This is a genomic window from Poseidonibacter lekithochrous, assembly GCF_013283835.1.
Lineage (GTDB): Bacteria > Campylobacterota > Campylobacteria > Campylobacterales > Arcobacteraceae > Poseidonibacter > Poseidonibacter lekithochrous.
Window position 1 is genome coordinate 2125585 of record NZ_CP054052.1, and the last position, 17734, is coordinate 2143318.

Annotated in this window: 10 protein-coding genes; 3 read left to right on the forward strand and 7 right to left on the reverse strand. The window is 25.2% G+C overall.

Annotation, left to right across the window (positions count from 1 at the left end; genetic code table 11):
- Positions 1 to 168 precede the first annotated feature (168 nt).
- The 3 genes from ALEK_RS10110 (at position 169) to ALEK_RS10120 (ending at position 3663) form a co-directional block, all read left to right on the forward strand.
- The gene (locus ALEK_RS10110; RefSeq protein WP_173424133.1) at positions 169 to 2013 is read left to right on the forward strand and encodes a 7TM diverse intracellular signaling domain-containing protein; all 1845 of its coding nucleotides are present in this window, start codon (positions 169 to 171) and stop codon (positions 2011 to 2013) included.
- On the forward strand, positions 2010 to 2702 hold the full coding sequence (locus ALEK_RS10115) for a response regulator (protein ID WP_071625283.1): 693 nt from the start codon (positions 2010 to 2012) through the stop codon (positions 2700 to 2702). The genes ALEK_RS10110 and ALEK_RS10115 overlap by 4 nt, the downstream gene beginning before the upstream one ends.
- Positions 2703 to 2904: 202 nt before the next feature.
- Positions 2905 to 3663, forward strand: coding sequence for an N-acyl amino acid synthase FeeM domain-containing protein (locus ALEK_RS10120; RefSeq protein WP_071625282.1), 759 nt, complete (start codon positions 2905 to 2907; stop codon positions 3661 to 3663).
- A 33-nt stretch (positions 3664 to 3696) separates the two neighbouring features.
- Here the strand turns inward: ALEK_RS10120 and rlmF are convergent, their stop codons facing one another.
- From rlmF to ALEK_RS10155, 7 genes are all read right to left on the reverse strand, one after another.
- Positions 3697 to 4644, reverse strand: coding sequence for a 23S rRNA (adenine(1618)-N(6))-methyltransferase RlmF (gene rlmF / locus ALEK_RS10125; protein WP_071625281.1), 948 nt, complete (start codon positions 4642 to 4644; stop codon positions 3697 to 3699).
- A gap of 77 nt (positions 4645 to 4721) precedes the next feature.
- The gene (locus ALEK_RS10130; RefSeq protein ID WP_071625280.1) at positions 4722 to 5858 is read right to left on the reverse strand and encodes a Wadjet anti-phage system protein JetD domain-containing protein; all 1137 of its coding nucleotides are present in this window, start codon (positions 5856 to 5858) and stop codon (positions 4722 to 4724) included.
- The gene (locus ALEK_RS10135; protein ID WP_071625279.1) at positions 5851 to 9432 is read right to left on the reverse strand and encodes an ATP-binding protein; all 3582 of its coding nucleotides are present in this window, start codon (positions 9430 to 9432) and stop codon (positions 5851 to 5853) included. Before ALEK_RS10135 ends, ALEK_RS10130 begins: the two co-directional genes overlap by 8 nt.
- Entirely contained in the window at positions 9419 to 10114 is a 696-nt protein-coding gene (locus ALEK_RS10140; RefSeq protein ID WP_071625278.1) for a DUF4194 domain-containing protein, read from the reverse strand. Before ALEK_RS10140 ends, ALEK_RS10135 begins: the two co-directional genes overlap by 14 nt.
- Positions 10104 to 11510 (reverse strand): Wadjet anti-phage system protein JetA family protein, encoded by a 1407-nt coding sequence (locus ALEK_RS10145; protein WP_071625277.1) that lies wholly within the window; start codon positions 11508 to 11510, stop codon positions 10104 to 10106. Before ALEK_RS10145 ends, ALEK_RS10140 begins: the two co-directional genes overlap by 11 nt.
- Before the next feature lie 185 nt (positions 11511 to 11695).
- Positions 11696 to 12415, reverse strand: a complete 720-nt coding sequence (locus tag ALEK_RS10150; protein WP_071625276.1) for an HNH endonuclease — start codon at positions 12413 to 12415, stop codon at positions 11696 to 11698.
- A 143-nt stretch (positions 12416 to 12558) separates the two neighbouring features.
- Entirely contained in the window at positions 12559 to 17499 is a 4941-nt protein-coding gene (locus tag ALEK_RS10155; protein WP_071625275.1) for a sacsin N-terminal ATP-binding-like domain-containing protein, read from the reverse strand.
- Positions 17500 to 17734: the final 235 nt, after the last annotated feature.

Genomic DNA, 17734 nt, shown 5'->3' on the forward strand with positions numbered 1-17734 from the left:
TAATTATTGATATAAAATTTGCACTTAATCTTCAATTCATGTATATAATACCTTTTTTACGTCACAACTAGCGTCACAAATGTGACAAAATTATGACAAATTTCAAATATTTAATATTTTAACACTTTACTTAATGTATAATATTCAAAAATATAGGTTTTCATTATTATGTGGCATTACAAAATATTATTAATTATTTTTATCAACAGCTATCTATCTGCGCAAGTTTTAAACATTCCTAATCAAAATGGTTTTTATGATCTACTACCAAAATCTCAAATTTATGTGGATAATTCTCAAAAGAAAACATTTGAAGAAATATCAAATAACCCTCAATATTTCATTAAAAATGACAAAAAATTAATTGGCTATGGATACTCACCAAATATAAATGTATGGATTAAATTCAAAATTCATAATAAAACAAATAAAAAAGTCTATAGAGTTTTAGAATATGATAATGCACTAACTACAAACATAAAATTTTATTCTCCTGATAATGAATATAAGTATGTACAAGAGGGGCTTTATAATATAAATGAGAATAGAAAAACTATTAATCCTAATTTCTCAATTCAATTAGAAGCAAATGAAAGTAAAACTTATTATATACAAGCCTCTTCTTATATAACTACACTTATTGTAAAACTAAATCTTTGGGAAAATGATTCTTATTTTACAAATGAAATTAAGTACCAAATTATATTAGCCTTTTTCTTTGGAGCTATGATTATTCTAGCTTTATATAATCTATTTATCTATTTTATCACTAAAGATAATAGTTACTTATTTTATGTAATTTATATTTTTGGAATTGTACTTCATCAGTTAATGTACAGAGGTATTGCAAATATTTATATGTTGAGTCCAGAATGGGTAGAAAATGTAATTAGATATGCCTCTTTAATTACTGGATTACCAGTACTTGCGTTAGCACTGTTTACAAGATCATTTCTTCGTACACAACAATATCCTAAACTTCATAAACTACTAAATATTTATCTTTTAGCTTTTCCTTTTATATTAACAATCTTTTTATTCACAGACATGTTTAATAAATATAGAAATGTATTTAGTGTTCTATTATTAGTATTTTTAATTAGTATTACTATTTATGCCACATTCAAAAAAAACAGACAAGCTTATTTTGTACTCTTTGGCTGGGCGATGTTCTTTACTGTTGGTATGTTTATGTACCTATCAAGTCTAGGAGTTTTTAATATTTATAGCTCTTTCCCTTATTATATTGAAGTTGCTTTGATTATTGAAGCTATTGTTTTCTCTATTGCCTTAGCTGATAGAATCAAACAATTACAGGTGGATAAAGAAAATGCAAATAAAGAACTAATACTTCAACAAGAAAATGAGAAAAATAGACTGGAAATAAAAGTAGAAGAAAAAACCCATGATTTAAAAACTGCATTAGATGAAAAAGGTCTTTTGTTAAAAGAATTAAATCATAGAGTAAAAAACAATATGCAAACTATAGTATCCCTAATTAGGCTACAAAGTGATGAAATAGAAGATGAAAAAGTTCAAGATTTATTTATCACTATTCAAAATAGAATTAATGCGATGAGTCATTTACATGAACTACTATACAAACAAGATAATATCGCAAATGTTAATGCTTATGAGTATTTTGAGCTATTAATTGAAGAGGTTCAATATAGTTATAACACTGCTGTTCAAATAAAATTTGATATTAAAACACAACTAAAAATTGAGCAGGCTATTTATTGTGGATTGATTCTAAATGAGTTGATTTCAAATTCATTCAAATATGCCTTTCCTACGAATGAAGGAAAAGTATTTATTAATTTAGAAAAAAAAGAAGATACCTTTGTATTAACAGTAAAAGATAATGGTGTTGGTTACGATCAAAGTGCACCATCAAACTCTTTGGGTTTAATTCTAGTAGAAACACTAGCAAAAGAACAACTAAAAGGTGATATAAAAATCAAAACTAATGATGGGGTTACAGTAATAATAAGTTGGAAAGAAAACATATGAAAAGAAGAATATTAATAGTAGAAGACCAAACAGTGATTTCACTTGGACTTAAAAGAGAAATCATAAAGCTTGGACATGAAGTTGTAGCAACTGCTACAAACTATGATGATGCCATATATAGTATTGAACAAAAAAAACCTGATATTATAATCATGGATATACACTTAGGAAATGATTGTAAAGATGGTATTGATATAGCTGATACTATTAGACTAGAAGGTAATCAAACACCTATTTTGTACATAACAGCCTATTCAGACGAAATAACTCTAAGTAGAGCGGCACAAACTAATCCTGTTGGATATATGACTAAACCATATAAGAATGATGATTTAAAATCAACATTAATATTAACTATCTATAAAATTGAACAAGCAAATAAGGAGATGATTGAAAAAATAAGAAAACCACTTGGTTATGACTATTATTATGACCCAGAAAATGAAAACCTTTTTTACAAGGATATACCAATACAATTAAGTGTAAAAGAGTCTACATTACTAAAAATGCTTTTTGAAGCAAAAGAAATGATAGTACCTTTTAGCAAACTAGAATATATAATTTGGCCTGATGGTCCAGTATCAAATAGCACGCTTCGAACACTAAATTACAGACTTAGAGCAAAACTTGACAACAAACTTATAGAAACAATCCCCTCTTTTGGCATAAAATTAACAATTCATAAATAATCTTTTTTTATACCTTATCAAATTTATAATATTACTCATCCCTAGCGATGATGTAATATCTACAAAAAAACACAATCCTTTACTTATTTAATCACCTATTCTAAAAAATTATTACTTCCTAATGCCTAATTTTTTCTTGTGACGCTAGCTATGACGCCGCATAATTAGTATCCGTCCTATCTTAAAAGATAAGGATGAAAAAATGTTTAACATAAACAAAAATATAACGTTAAACCAACTAGAAAAAAATATACAAGAAATCTTGTATAAAAAAATCGATTGTATGCCAGAAGATTTCAATCATGAAATGAAATTGGCTCTAGAATTATTTCAAAAAAGAGTTTTTTTAGAAAAAACTATAGATGAGACTATCTCTTTCAACAAACAGTTTATTTGGGAAAATAAAAACAAAAATCTTTCATTAGCAACTACTGCTGAAGACCTACTCAATGTATTCAAATTAAGAAGTAATATTTATGGAAACTTGAATTATCAAGATGAATTTCCTGATTTTATAAATGGATTAAATTTTGATAATTATGATTTTACATCTGCTATTATTTTGTATAAAAGCAATGGTGTTATTTCAGGTACTACAAGAATAATTGTAGACTCAGAAAACAGACTTCCAATTGAGCATAAATTCTCATTAGATAACTATCGTGGTATAAATAAAACAATAGCTGAACTATCAAGACTAATTGTAAGTAATGAAAATAAAGGTTTGAATCTAGAATTCAAATATCTAATGCAGGGAATATATCAACTATATTCTCAAAATGATTTAGATCTAATGTTTTTGGTTATTGTAAAAGAACACTATAAACTGTATTCAAAATTTGGAGGCAGTGAGATAATTAAGGAGTTTGATGACTATGGAAATTTAGGTCATGGAACTATGATTTTATCATGGGATCCAAGTAAGGTTTCAAAATTCTTTGAAAAAGCATTTTTGAAATAAAATAAAAAAGAGTCTTAACTTAAGACTCTTTTTTTATTGCCAGTTTTTTGACCACTCTTTTTGTTCTTCTTTACTTAAGAAAGTCCAGATTACAATTCTAGATATTTTTTGTCCATGTTGCATTTCTATAGTATCAAATTCAACTGGTTTGATTTCTTCGATTGTTTTATAAATATAAGGTAAATTGTCTTTTTTAGAAACGATTGTACTAAACCAAAAACAGTTTTTAGCATATTTTTTACTTTGTCTCATCATTGATTTAATAAAAGCAACTTCTCCACCTTTGCACCATAGTTCATTGCTTTTTCCACCGAAGTTTAATGAAGCTTTTTCAACTACTCTTTTTGTAAGGTTTTGAACTTTTCTTTTACTTCCAGCTTCTGCTTCTTTTTGTGATTTATGGAAAGGAGGATTACATAAAGTAAAATCAAATCTATCATTTTCTTTGATAATTCCAGTGAAAATACTATCATGATTTAATTGTAATCTACACTCAACATTTCCTACTAAAGATTTGTTTGCTTCAACAATACTTTGAGATGATTCTATTGATTCTTTTTCAATATCACTACCTACAAAAGACCAACCATATACACTATTTCCAATAATAGGATAAATACAGTTTGAACCAATACCAACATCTAAACCTTTGATGTTTTTACCTGTTGGTGCTTTTCCACCATTGAACTCAGCTAATAAATCAGCAATATAGTGAAGATAATCAGCTCGCCCTGGAATTGGAGGACATAAATATCCTTTTGGAATTGACCATTTTTTAATACCGTAAAAATGAGCTAATAAGGCTTTGTTTAAAGTAAGTACTTCTTCTGCATTTGCAAAGTCAATTGATAAATCACCATATGCGTTCTCTGCTACAAACTCACCTAGTTTTGGTAAGCTTTTGATAAGTGCAGGAAAATCATATCTTTTGTTGTGAGGATTACGTGGATGTAATCCTTTTTTGTGTTGTTTGTGTGCCATAATATTGTCTTAATATTTAAATTTTTTGTATTGTACTATGATATTTCTAATTTTGAATGAATTTTGCTATTTTTAATTTATTTAATCAAATCTAATTCAACAATTTCTTGGTCTAAAAATAAATTAGTTTTATTTAATGACGGTATTAATTCTTCATTTGTATATTTACAACTAGAATTTGTAACAGTTTTTTGATTTTGTTTATCTACCATATTAGGTCTATGTGCTTCAGATAACTCTAGTTTTTTAACCATTAAAGAATATGCTTTTTCCCAAGCTTTTAAATTTTGGAAATTATCTTTTAAAGAATTTAGAATAGAAATTCCAGAATAATCTAAATCACCCCAAAAATATACTTCTCTTTTTTCATTATCATTAGAGTAAAACCAATCAAGAAACTCTTGTTTTTCTTTTGTATCAAAAAAATCAGTATTACTAAAAAATATTTTACTTCCTTCTTCTTGACGCACTCTTTTTGCAGAAGCTTTAAAGCCAGAAGCAAAAATTAGTATTAACTCATCAAATACACTATTTTTACACTCAATACATGCAATAAAAGTTTCTAGATTTTCAATAAATAATACATCTTTTGCATTTTTTGTTTTAACATGTAGTTGTAATAATATAGGCTTATCTAATAAATGGAAGTATTTACATAATTCATATTTATTATCAAAAACTTTTGACATACCCCAAAAACATCTAGCACTTTCTTGTCTTATTGAATTGCTTTTTTTATTAGATTTAACCCAAATTTCAAATTTTTCTAAAACTTCTAAATGTGATTTAGTCTTAATTCCTATTGGCGATTTTTTTAGTATTTCAAGAAGTTCATCATCAAAATTAAATTTTAATAAGGCATTTTCCCAAGTATCGACAATCTTATTTCTATAATAAAATTCTCTAATTATGTTTTCAAAATCTTTATTAAAAATAAGTTTTACATTTCGTTCAATTAAAGGAAGAAAACTTTTACTGTTTTTAGAAAAAGAAAAAAGTCCTTGTTTTACAAGACTTTCAATATCTTTTTCTAAATACTCATCATTTAATTCTTCACTTGGTTCATATAACTCTTTAAAATTTTTCTCATTTATTGCAATATTAATATTATTTGTTCTTTGAGAAAAAGGCTTTTTATCTAATTGATTTAATATATCATTTAGCACTTTACTTATAGAAGGATTTTCTAAAGAACAAATAAGTTTATCATTCATAAACTTTCTCAGCTTCTCTTGTCACTTCATCAAAAAGATTTTGTTCTTCAACTTCATATAGTTTTTTAATCTCTTTATTGTTTCTGCTTTTAAACTCTACAAATGTTTGATAATCTAACTCACCATTATCATATGCTCCTAGTGGGAACTGTACAAAGTGATAGTTTGAGGAGTCAATCTCGTAGAATGTTCCTACATTTTTTGTAGGCATTGCACATATGATTTGGAAACCTAAACTTTCATTTAAATATGAAAGAATCTCTTTTGATCTTTTTTCATTTGATTTTAGGAAACTCTCATCGATAATAATAGCTTCTAGTGAGTTTGTATTTGTTTCGCTTGGTTTTAGTGCTGATTGAAGGTTGATTGATCTGATAATATAATATGACGTTTCACCCTGACCACCTGAGTTTTTACCATTTCTAGATAAAGAAATACTAGCTCCATCTATTTCTTGGAAAATATCATAGTTGTTGTAGTTTCTATAATCAGAGATTCTAAGAAGCTCTGTAATATGCTTCTCATTATCCATAAATAGTGATAATAGAGAGTTTGAAATATCTACAAAACCTTGTTTTTCTAACTCTTCAAAAAGTGAACCATCTTCTACTGTATCTTTACTCTCATGTATGATTTTAAAATACTCTTGATATTGACGTAGTTCTTCATCTGCTACACTTCTTTTGATTTTAAATGTTTCATTTCCAAACTTATGTTTTTTCAAAGTATCATTTAAAATATCTATTGAGTGTTCCCCTCTTTTGATATTTTGATAGATTGCATTACAGAAGTCATTTAAGAATGTATTTTTGAACTTCTTGTCTGCATCTTGGATTTCATTTTTATACTTAAATGTTAAAGAATTGTTTTTATCATCAATTCTATTGATAAGCTCTTTTTTAAAGCCTATAAGCTCTTCAAAGTGGTTTGAGCATACAATTATCTCTTCAAAACTAAGTGGCTGTGGTAAGCTTACTTTTTGAGATAGATTTTGAATTGTATAGTAGTTATCAAACTCGTGCCATAAACTAGCTAAGTTTGATAATAAATTTGATGGAGCTTTCATATCATGTGATAAATCAATCATTTTGATTAGATTTTTCTCATAGTTTTCAAAACCTATATTTGATTGAATTACTAATTTATCATAAACTACTTCTTGTGTGTTTCTACTAAGACTTAAAGTATTTTTCTTATCTTCAAGTACTAAAAGATTGTTCTTCTCTACTAGTTCTTTTTCTCCAAAAGATCTAGTGTTTGAACCTATATCTTGATTTAATTGTTTTGATTCTTGCTTGATTTGCTCTAATCTTAGTTTTGTATTGTTTATCTCTTGTGATATTTCATCAAAAGCAGAAGTGTCTATTAGCTGTTTTATCTTTTGATTATCAGCGTAGGCTTTATAGTTTGCATTTATATAAGAAATATCATCTAAATTTGCTATTTTTTTGTTTTTATCAAAAGTATTTAAAAGCATTGTAACTTGTCTTGAAATATCAATACTTCCTTCGATACTATTTCTTTGTAACTCTAAAGCTTTTAACTCATCTTTCATTTTGTATAAAGTCTGTCTTTGAGCTTCTTCTCCAAAAATAAATCTTTTGTCTTTTAAATCACAAGTAAATAGAAGATTTCCACTAGCAGCTTTACAGTCAACTGTCACACCTCTTTTTGCTTTTGTAAGCTCGTAAGAGTTTTGTACTTGTAATACATCACCATAGGCTGTAATTAGGTAAGCTTCGGCTTTTTCATTTGTAATTTTTAGTAAATTTACTATTGATTCTTCATCTATACTTTTACCTCTATAAGAAAGCTCATCTAATACTTTTTTACCTTGAATGATTTTGATTTTTAGATTATTTTGCCTTACTATATCAATAGCTTCTTTTTCATATTCACTTGATACGATTACTGAAAATCTATTGTTACCAATATATCCTTCAATAGCTTCTCTCCACTCATCATCTAATAATTCCACATATTCATATAATAGATGAGCATTAGCATTTGGAAGTTTCTTAGTCAAAAAATCAAAAGAGTCTTGGATAAAAGAAGGACAGAAAAATCTAGTCTCTTCTAAAGACTTAATCTCACTTTGTATTGTTTTTATCTCTTCGCTTAATTCTTCTTTTTGCATCTTCTTTTGGATGAAGTCTTCTTCTATTTTCTCTTTTTCTTGAGAGAACTCCAAAGAATTAACAAAAGCAAAATATGCATCTATAACTTTATCTAGAAGTTCTCTAAATCTTACTACTTGATACTTTAAATCAGGTGAGTTAATATCATTATTTAAAAAGTATTGATTAAATGATTCGTTTTCAAACTCATTTAAAATCACTTTGAAATCACTCAGAATCATACAAATATTTTCATGTTTTTCTCTATGTACAAAAACAGAAGAGATATCTCTAGAAATCTTTTCTATATTTCCAATAATATGAATAGTATTTGAAATACCTTTGTTGAAATCTTTTCTAATATCATCAAGTTTTTTATTTATATCGTTTAGCTCTTTTACTTTATCATTTGCATTTTGAGCTACTTTTAATTCAAGTAGATTATCTTTTAGAGTATCTTCTTCTAAGTCTAGTTTTTTGGCTTTGTTTTCTAGTCTTTTTATTTCTCTTTCAATTTTTATATACTTTTTTTCATCTGTTATGATTTTTTTCTCTTGTTTTAAAACCTCATAATGATTGTATATAAAATGTTCTTCCCCTAAAATATGCCATTTTCTAATAATCGCAGACATTTTAGACTCTAGTTTTGAAAGTATTGAGATGCCCTCTTCTACTTCTTTTGCATCTTTTTTTAGCTTGTCTAAGGCTCGAATAGTATCTGATAAAGAAGATACTTCATCTTTCATATCTTTTGGAGCTAAGAATTCATTTCTTACAAAAGCATTGATATTATCAACTGGTCTTGCATGGATGAAGTTTGAAAAAGCTCGTGCAGCTTTTTCTGATAAGGCTGATGTTGTTTTTGTTTTACCCCATAGGTTTCCATATAGAGTATTTAAATAGTCACTTTTATCTAAACATCTGATTACATTTTCTTTTTCATACTTTGCAGATAAACTTTTGTATAGCTCTTTATGATCTAAAAGCTTATTGTTTTCATCTTTTATATCATCTTGACATAGTTGTGTATCTTTAATTACAAAGAAATTCAAGCTATCTAAAATAGGTCTTTTCTCACCCTTTGACTCTTCAAAAGAAACAGTTCCTGTAATAAGTGCTGAGAAGTTGGCAATATCTTCACCTTTTGTACTTTGGAAACATACAGCGATTGTAGATCTACATCCATTTGGTCGTGAGAATTTAAATCTATCTTCCCCTGCAAAATACCCTTGGATAGTTCGATACTCTTTATTTCTCTTTTTATTTTGAGCTTCATCTTGCCCTGCGTTGTATTGAACAATACCTTTTTTATTTGCTGTCATTAGAGTCTGGATAGCATCAAGCATAGTACTTTTTCCTACACCTGTTTCACCAGTTAGAAATACTAAATCAGATAAGTCATACTCTTGGTTTGGGATATTTGCCCAGTTTGCAATAATAAGTTTATTTATCTTCATTTATATCTTCCTCTGTTTGTACTTCAGTAACTACATCATCAGTTACTATCATCTCTTCATTTTCTAAAAAAGGTTTTAACATATCTGGTAAAATCACTTGTTTGATATATGGTCTTATAATCAAAGGTCTATCTTCATCTTCAAATACACCCTTTGCAAACTTGATAACTTTTAGTTTTCGTAAAGTTCTTAGAGAATCATCTCTTACAGATTTATTCTCATTTGCAGTAAATGAAAGATAAGAAGCTAAAGCAGTATTGAACTCTTCTAGTTCTACTTCAACACTAGCATCGTCTTCTACATCTCCTTCATTGAATTTTTGGTTATATAAAATAGCAAGGGCGATAAGATAAGCGCTCTCTTCACTTGTCAAAGACATAGACATATTTGATTTCATATCAATATCTTCGAATGAGTCAGGAAAATCAGAACCAGGAGCATATAATCGAATAGATAATAAATCTTCATCATGAATTACATTTATATTTATAAGGTTCAAATAGTCTTTGATAATACTCTCTAATCTTAAAAATTGGTCATAGTATTTTTCTTCTTTTTGAGTGTCTTCTCTACAAATCACACCATTTTCTAAAAGATAAGATGTGATTGCCTGAAAATCTTCAAGATTAAGACCTGTTTCTTCCATTAGGTCTATAAAGCTATTATAAATATTAATTGCCACTTGTTTTTTCCTTTTTTCTAATTATATATTCGTCTGTTTCAAAATAGATATTTTTACACTTATTACCAGTATAAATCACTTCATAAGTTTCTTTATCTTGCTTCATAATATCTGTCGCATAAAGTGCTATTAACATCTCTTTTGGATTTGTGATACTGAAACTATTGTTTGTAATACTCTCACTTTGTGCTTCATCAAAATGTCTTTGTATATACTCTCTAATCTCTTTTTGAGAATAAGAAAATGATAGATGTTTTCTTTGTTCAAAATTACTCTTAATATATGCATCTTTTGGCATAGTAATTTGAGGATTTAGGAAACTTACAGCTTCATCTTTTTTGCTTTTTCTTTTTATTTTAATAGCTGAGAGATTTAGCATCGTAAGGTTTGGATATTTTACTGCTTTTCCAATACCTTCTAATAACTCTTGTTTTTCTTCTTTTGACTTTGATTTTATGATACTTGCTATTTTTAGAACTTCTTTATTTTTATTAAAAAACAAAGAGTTTGTTTGTCTAAAAATTACAGTTCCTCTTTGAATATAAGAAGAAATCTCTTTTTTAAGTTGTGGTAGTTTCGTATCACAAGCGTTTTTTAGTCTAAAATCAATAGCATCTAAGATATTTTTTAAAGCATTTGGATTTTTCTTATACATTGGGAAATGCGCTAGTAGTCGCTTTTGTCTAGCATCTAAACCATCAAGAGATAAATCTCTTACAATCTCTTCAATATCTAAGATATATCTATTTGCAGAATCCTTACCAAATTTAACGGCAATATCAGAAGCAAACTTGTCTTTTACAAAATCGATAAACTTCCCACCTGCTACTTTTACGTCTTCCATTGCTAGTTGCATAAGTACATTTTTTTCATCTCGAAGGTCGTTTATATTGTCTGTTAAATCAGAAACTATATATTTTGAGAAGTTAATAGCATCTATTAAATCTGCTGGGTCATCTGACTTTCTATATGATTCTAGTGAGGCTTTTGTAGCTCTTACATTTCTTTGTCGTACTAGTATATTTTCTTCATCACTTGAAGCATATAAAACTTGTGCAAACTTCTTTCCACTTTTTGTGAAGTTAAAAGTTTTTATAAGAAGTGCTTTATCCATGATAAAATCAATCCAACCACAATCTTTTAGTCGTCGTATAATGTAAGAAGCTTTGTCTTTATCATTTTCAAAAGCATTTTCTTCATCGTCCCTTTGCCATGGGATTTCTTGAATTACAGAATATACAATTTCTCTAGCTTTTTTTCTATCTAATATCTCATCTACTATAAAATCATTGCCATAAAGTGCTTCGTATAAACAAATCAAAGATTGCTCTACGATTTTGCTGTTTGCACCTGTGAGGGCATTGAAAAAATCTGGATGATTCTGTGTAATTAGCATTTACACCTTTCATTACTTTTTAGAATGGAATTATACTTTAATAAGTTAAATTGGAATTTAGGTTTTGAGGTTTTTGGAAGAAATATTTGAAGAAATAATGTACTTACTTCTTCCTTTGAATAAATATATTTATTTTATTAGCTTGATATAATTATATTTAACCAATAATTGATTCGGATAATTTGTTAGCCCTTAAATATATTTTCTCGATGAAATTTTAAATATTCTTTATGCTTATTTTCAATTCTTTTTAATTTAAAGTTACTATTTATATTAAATATTAAAGGACTTGTTAAAATACTTGATATTTTAATACAACAATCATCTCGAAATGTAATATATCCTTTATCAAATAATTCATCCAACATTGGATTTAATAATAAACCATTATATTTATCAATTCTTTCATTATCATTTGAATCTTTCCATGGCTTGATATGTGAAGCTTTTAACAACTCTACAATATCAACATTTGTTACAGCGCATTCTGAATTCCAATATTTAATTAATGATTCTCTAAATTTATTTTGACCAATTCTAGTATTAATTGTTAATGAACCTGTTGTAGAATATTGTTTTAATAATTCTTGATTATCATTATCTGTATTTCCATCTAATACAGTAACAATAAAAAAAGATTCTGGATTATTCCATATAATTGGTTCAAATAGTTTTTGAAGTCTTACTGGAAAACTTATTGCTTTACCACTTGTAATTTGAAAGTTATCAATTATATCAATATTAAAATGATTCTCAAATTTAATATGTAACAATCTTTTTGTACCATCTTGTAAATTACAATGTGTGGAAACATCTTTTTGTGTTGTAAATAAATGTAATTCTTTTTTTCTATCTTTAAATGGTTGTTTCCAACTAATATTACTTAATTTTTCTAATCTTGCCAAAATGTACTTTCCTTGTGACTAACTCTTGACTTCTGCGACGCTTGCCTACGCTGCAAAATTTTGTTTATTTTTGTTTATTCTTTTAATAATTTTGAATAGTGTCCCGTTATTTTGAGTCAAAAATTATATATATTTTGATTTTTTTAACTCGATTCAATTATTTTATTTAATAGATTTTGATAGATATTTCCTATATCGTATATTTTTTGATTTTCAACTAAATATATATGATATTTAATACCTTTTTCTTTTGCTATTTTGAGTTCATTTTCACTCATTATAAAATGTCCTTTTGAGAAGTTTTTAACTTCAACAAAGTGTTTTTGGTTATCTTCTATATATTCAAAATCATAACCTAAACTATCATCTCCATTTTCAGCATATCCAGAAACTTGTATATAATCTGGGAAATTATCTTTAACAATATTTTCAGCTTCTTCTCCAGCTTTAACCTTGAATTCATTTTGTTGCTCTTGAGATAAATTTGAATAGTTATTATTAAAATGATTATTCTTATATTTAGTTTTTAATGAATCTTTAAAATTATTGCAAGTTTTATGAAATTTAGGAAAACTTTTAATTAATTCAGGCATTTCATTAAATATATTTTCAAATTCTAGAACTGAATTATCAATAAATCCATTTTTTATTTCTTCATTTTCTAATATATTAGAATTATTACTTTTACTTTTTCCTTGATTATCTATAACATATTCAGAAACACTATTTATATCATTGTCTTGTTTTACTTTATTTTCAATTTGAATATCTAATGTGTCGACTATATACATATCTTCTTTTTTATTTAATAATTTTTTTATATCATTTAAAAGATTTGAACCATATTTATTTGTTAATTCATACTCATACTCACCGAAATCAGCATTTCTAAAAATATTTCTAAATTTACCATTATCATCAAAGTCAATCGTTAAAAGAATATTTTCTATACTGTTAGTTAAGTTTAAGTTTTTTGAGAATTCATTAATAATATCCTTTGAATGAATATAAAAAATATTATTTGAATAAATCATTTCAAAATTTTCTATTTCTACTTTTAATTTATTAGCAAAGCAGTCAAAAGTACCAAATTTAATATCTAAAATATTTAATTCATTTGCTAATCTTTCTTTTTCTTTATTATTTTTATTTAAAGAGCCAAAAGCTAAAAAATATGCTTTTAAAGAATTAAAATATTTATCAAAATCTATACTATTTATTTTTCGAAAGTTCTTTATCTCATAATTATAAGTAGGAAATCTTTCAACTCCAAAAGTTTTTATAACTTTATTTATATTAAGATTTATTGGTAAATCTATTAATTCATATCTATTCTGAATTGATTGAAGTTGTTTGCTATTATCTAAATAATAAAGTTTTTTGCTATCTTCATAATCTTGCCTTTTAGTAAAGACTTGGAAAGTTTCATTTTGAAAATTAAACTCTTTGCCTAAGATTTCTTTATATACTTGTGGTGCAAAATTACCTTTTTTATCTATTTTATATAAATTTTGAAGTAAAAATAGACTATTAATTTCATCAAAATCTTGTTTAATTCCAAACTCTTCTAATAACTTTATTCTATAAGAATTGTTTTCATATTCAATAGGCGGATTTATTAAAGAAATACCATAATCTTTTAAAATCCAATATTGATAATTTAAAAACTTATTTTGTAAACATTCTAAAACACCTTTAGTTTTAACAATATTTTCTTTTTCAAGAAGCAAAATTAATTTATCAAATTGTAATTCTGAAATATTTTTTAATTTATAAATTTCATTTACATTATCTATTTTTATATATTTAACATATCTATTTACACCAAGCCAAACTAAAAAATTTTCTACTTCATTTATATCAAAATTATCTAAACCTAAACCTTTAAATTCAATCACTATCTCATTATCATTATAAAAAGGCGTTTCAACATTCTTTAAAAATAAATCATGAACTAAAGTCTCTTTATTATTCCTATTTAATAGTTTTGGAGATTGTATTTTAATTTTACTATTATTTAAACTTTCTCCAAGAATATCTTTTTTTGTTTCTTTCCAAACTTCAAAAATATCAGAATAATTTGGATTATCTTTTTTTAATAAAGTTTTAATAATCTTTTTATTATTAGGTTTTTCTATTCCAATCCATTTTAAAAAATCTTCATCTAAATTTAAATTACTGTTAATTAAATCATTGGGAATATGTTTTTTCGCAACTTCTGTACATTGAAAGAGTTTTGAATTTTTCATAATATTATCTTGATTATTTAATAAAAATAAAACTTGGTTTTTTTCTCTTTTGTCATCTTTTTGATATTTTTTAGATAAAAGAATTATTATCTCTTTTCTATCTTTAATTGTTATATTATTTTCTTGAGATAAAAGTTCTAAAAATCTTGTTACTAAATCTTCTCTTTTTGGTTCAGATAATCCAAGCCATTCTAAAAATTCTTGGCTAACTTCAAAATCAAATTTAGCTATTACCTGCCTAGGGTGACAAAATTTAGATTTTTCATTATTTAAATATAAATATTTGGCTTTCTCTAAAATATTATTATATGTCGTCTTTAATTTAAATTCAATGTCAGGTAAATCAATTTTATTGTTTTTTTTATAGATAAAAATCAAATCTTTTATTTTTTCATAAAGATCTATTTTACTTAAAAAAATCTTTTTAACTATTTTATTATCTGTAGCTTCTTTGACCCTTAACCATTTTAAAAATTCATCTGTGTTTTTTGATTTTTTTAAACCTAATTTTTCATAATTAAAGATTAATTCACTTTCTGAAAAATATTTTTCTGTAAATTTAGTTCTTAAAAATAAACTATTAGATAACCTACCAAAAATAAAAATATCATCTGTATCAGGCTTAAAATGTATCTCTTGTTTTTCTTTAGAATTAAATAAAAATTTTAGAATAGATTTGCTTTTATCAATATCTAAATCTTTTTTTCTTAATAAATTAATTTTTTCAATTGCAATGTTTTCAGGATTAAATTCTTTAATGTTCAACCATTCCAAAAATTCTTGGATTTTTTCATTAGAATATTTAGCTAAACCTAAACTATCTTTAGAAGCTATGATACTTTCTTTTTCACAATTTTCATTATATGGAAAAAGCGTTTCTACATCTGATATTACATTATTTCCGTCTAAAACTAATATTTTTTTAACTGTTCTAATCTTTTTATTATCTAAATTATCATTAAATTCATTTTTTAAAATAAATAAAGAGTGTAAAGATTTTTGAATATCTTTTTTATTATTATTTTCTTCAATTACTTTATCTAAAACTTCTTGGGCATTAAAATTTTTAGCTCCAAGCCAAAAAAGAAAATTATCAATATCTTTAAATTTATCTATTTCTAAAGTTTTATAGTTTTCAATAATACTTTCTTCATCACAAATTTTAAGAATTCTTGTATCTCTAATATATTTATCTGAAATTTCCAAAAGTTTTATAGATGGTTTTTTAAATTTTATTTTATTTTTAAACAATGCGTAAAGTGCTTTTAATTTAACTTGAATAGTTTTATTAGAATTAATAATAGGGTTAATTAAATTTTTTTGTATATCAAATTCATAAACAGAAGTAATATTATCTAATCTATCTTTATCTAATTTATTCTGTAAATCAGGATAAATATAATTAATTTCTACAAAATCAGGTATTTCTAAATTTAAAAATATATCATCATAAAAAAATATTTCATCTTTTAATTTTTTATCTTGATTAATTAAAAGAGATAAATTTTTATTTATATAAGATGTATTATTCTTTATAACTAAAATATTCTCTATAAGTTCTATTCTCTCGTCAATAGAGAGTTTTTTATTACTTATATTATTTAAAGCCAATATTAAATCAGGAGAACTATACTTAATATAATTAGACTTAAATTCATAAAAATATTCATTAGCTTTAATACAATTAGATAATGTTTCAGAATGATTTTCTAAAAAGTTTGAAAACTTTTTACTATAAAAAGACATACTTTTAATGTCAATATATTTATTATTTATACATGGATATATTTCTGCTGTTTCTTTCCATTCTTCTATAATTTTATAAAAATCAAATTTTTCTAAAACCTCATTTTTATGTGTAATATTTACAAACTCATAAGCTTTCCAATTAGATATTTTCTCTTTTAAATTTTCGGCCGTTTTAATAATAAAATAAGCCAGTTCTTTAACTATAAATCTATTCTTTTCAGTATCCACAATTGTATTTCTTGAAGAATCTAAATCAAAAGTTGTATGAATTAATGCAGGAAAATCTATTTTAATATTAGTTGGAAAATAAGAGAATAGGAATGAATTAAATTTTTCATTTTTGGGTGGTATAATAATTTTAATTTGATAATGTTCATTTTCATCATCTTCTTCTTTTAAATCATCAGGTAAACCTTTTTCTTCTGTAAAAACTTTCCAATCTTTTTTAGAAAAACTTCTTTCTTCCTCATCTTTAATTATTCTTATTTCTTTTATATGGTTGATAAATAATAGTAATTCTTCTGAAATATTTTCTATTTGTTCAATAATACTATCTTGAGATTCTTTTTTATAGTGAATAGCAATATATGTAATATATTTATTTGAAATATGAATATTTTTTATCCAACATCTCGTATTATTTTCATCAATCCATTCAGGAGCAGATAAAATTGCTCTTTTTTTATCTTGTTGCAGTCTATTTCGGTTTTCTTCAGAAAACTCTATATTTAAGTTTTCACTTTTTACATAAATTTCTCCAGCCCAATTTAATAAAGAACGAAAACCTAAACCTTTATTTCCTATAAATGTTTTGTCTTTTGAGCTTAAATGAGCCATCATTAAAGATTTTAAACCTTTTTCTGAAAAAGCATTACCACTATTAGCAATAATTACTATTCTATTTTTTGTATCTAGTTTAATTATTGCTTGTTCAGATTTTTGATCATCTATATTTTGAAGTAGTTCTAAAAGTTGTCGGCCATTATATTCTTTTAATATCTCTTTCTCTTGTTTATAATCTGCGATTTTTCTTTCAGGTATCTCATTATTAAGTTTTTCTCTAAACTCTTCAAATATTTTTTTCAAATTCTTTATTCCTTTAAAATTTAAGAGGACAGGCAACTTTAATTTATTAGATTCTAAGTAACATAAAATTCAATAGTAATACTTCTTGCAATAAACAAGATATACTACATATATTAAAGTTTTACATTTAAAGTTGGCTATCCTCTTTTTTGTAAATATGTATATTTATAAGATTAATTCCAACAAAACCTAAAAAATGATACTAATGTAAAATATATTATATTAAGTAACTATC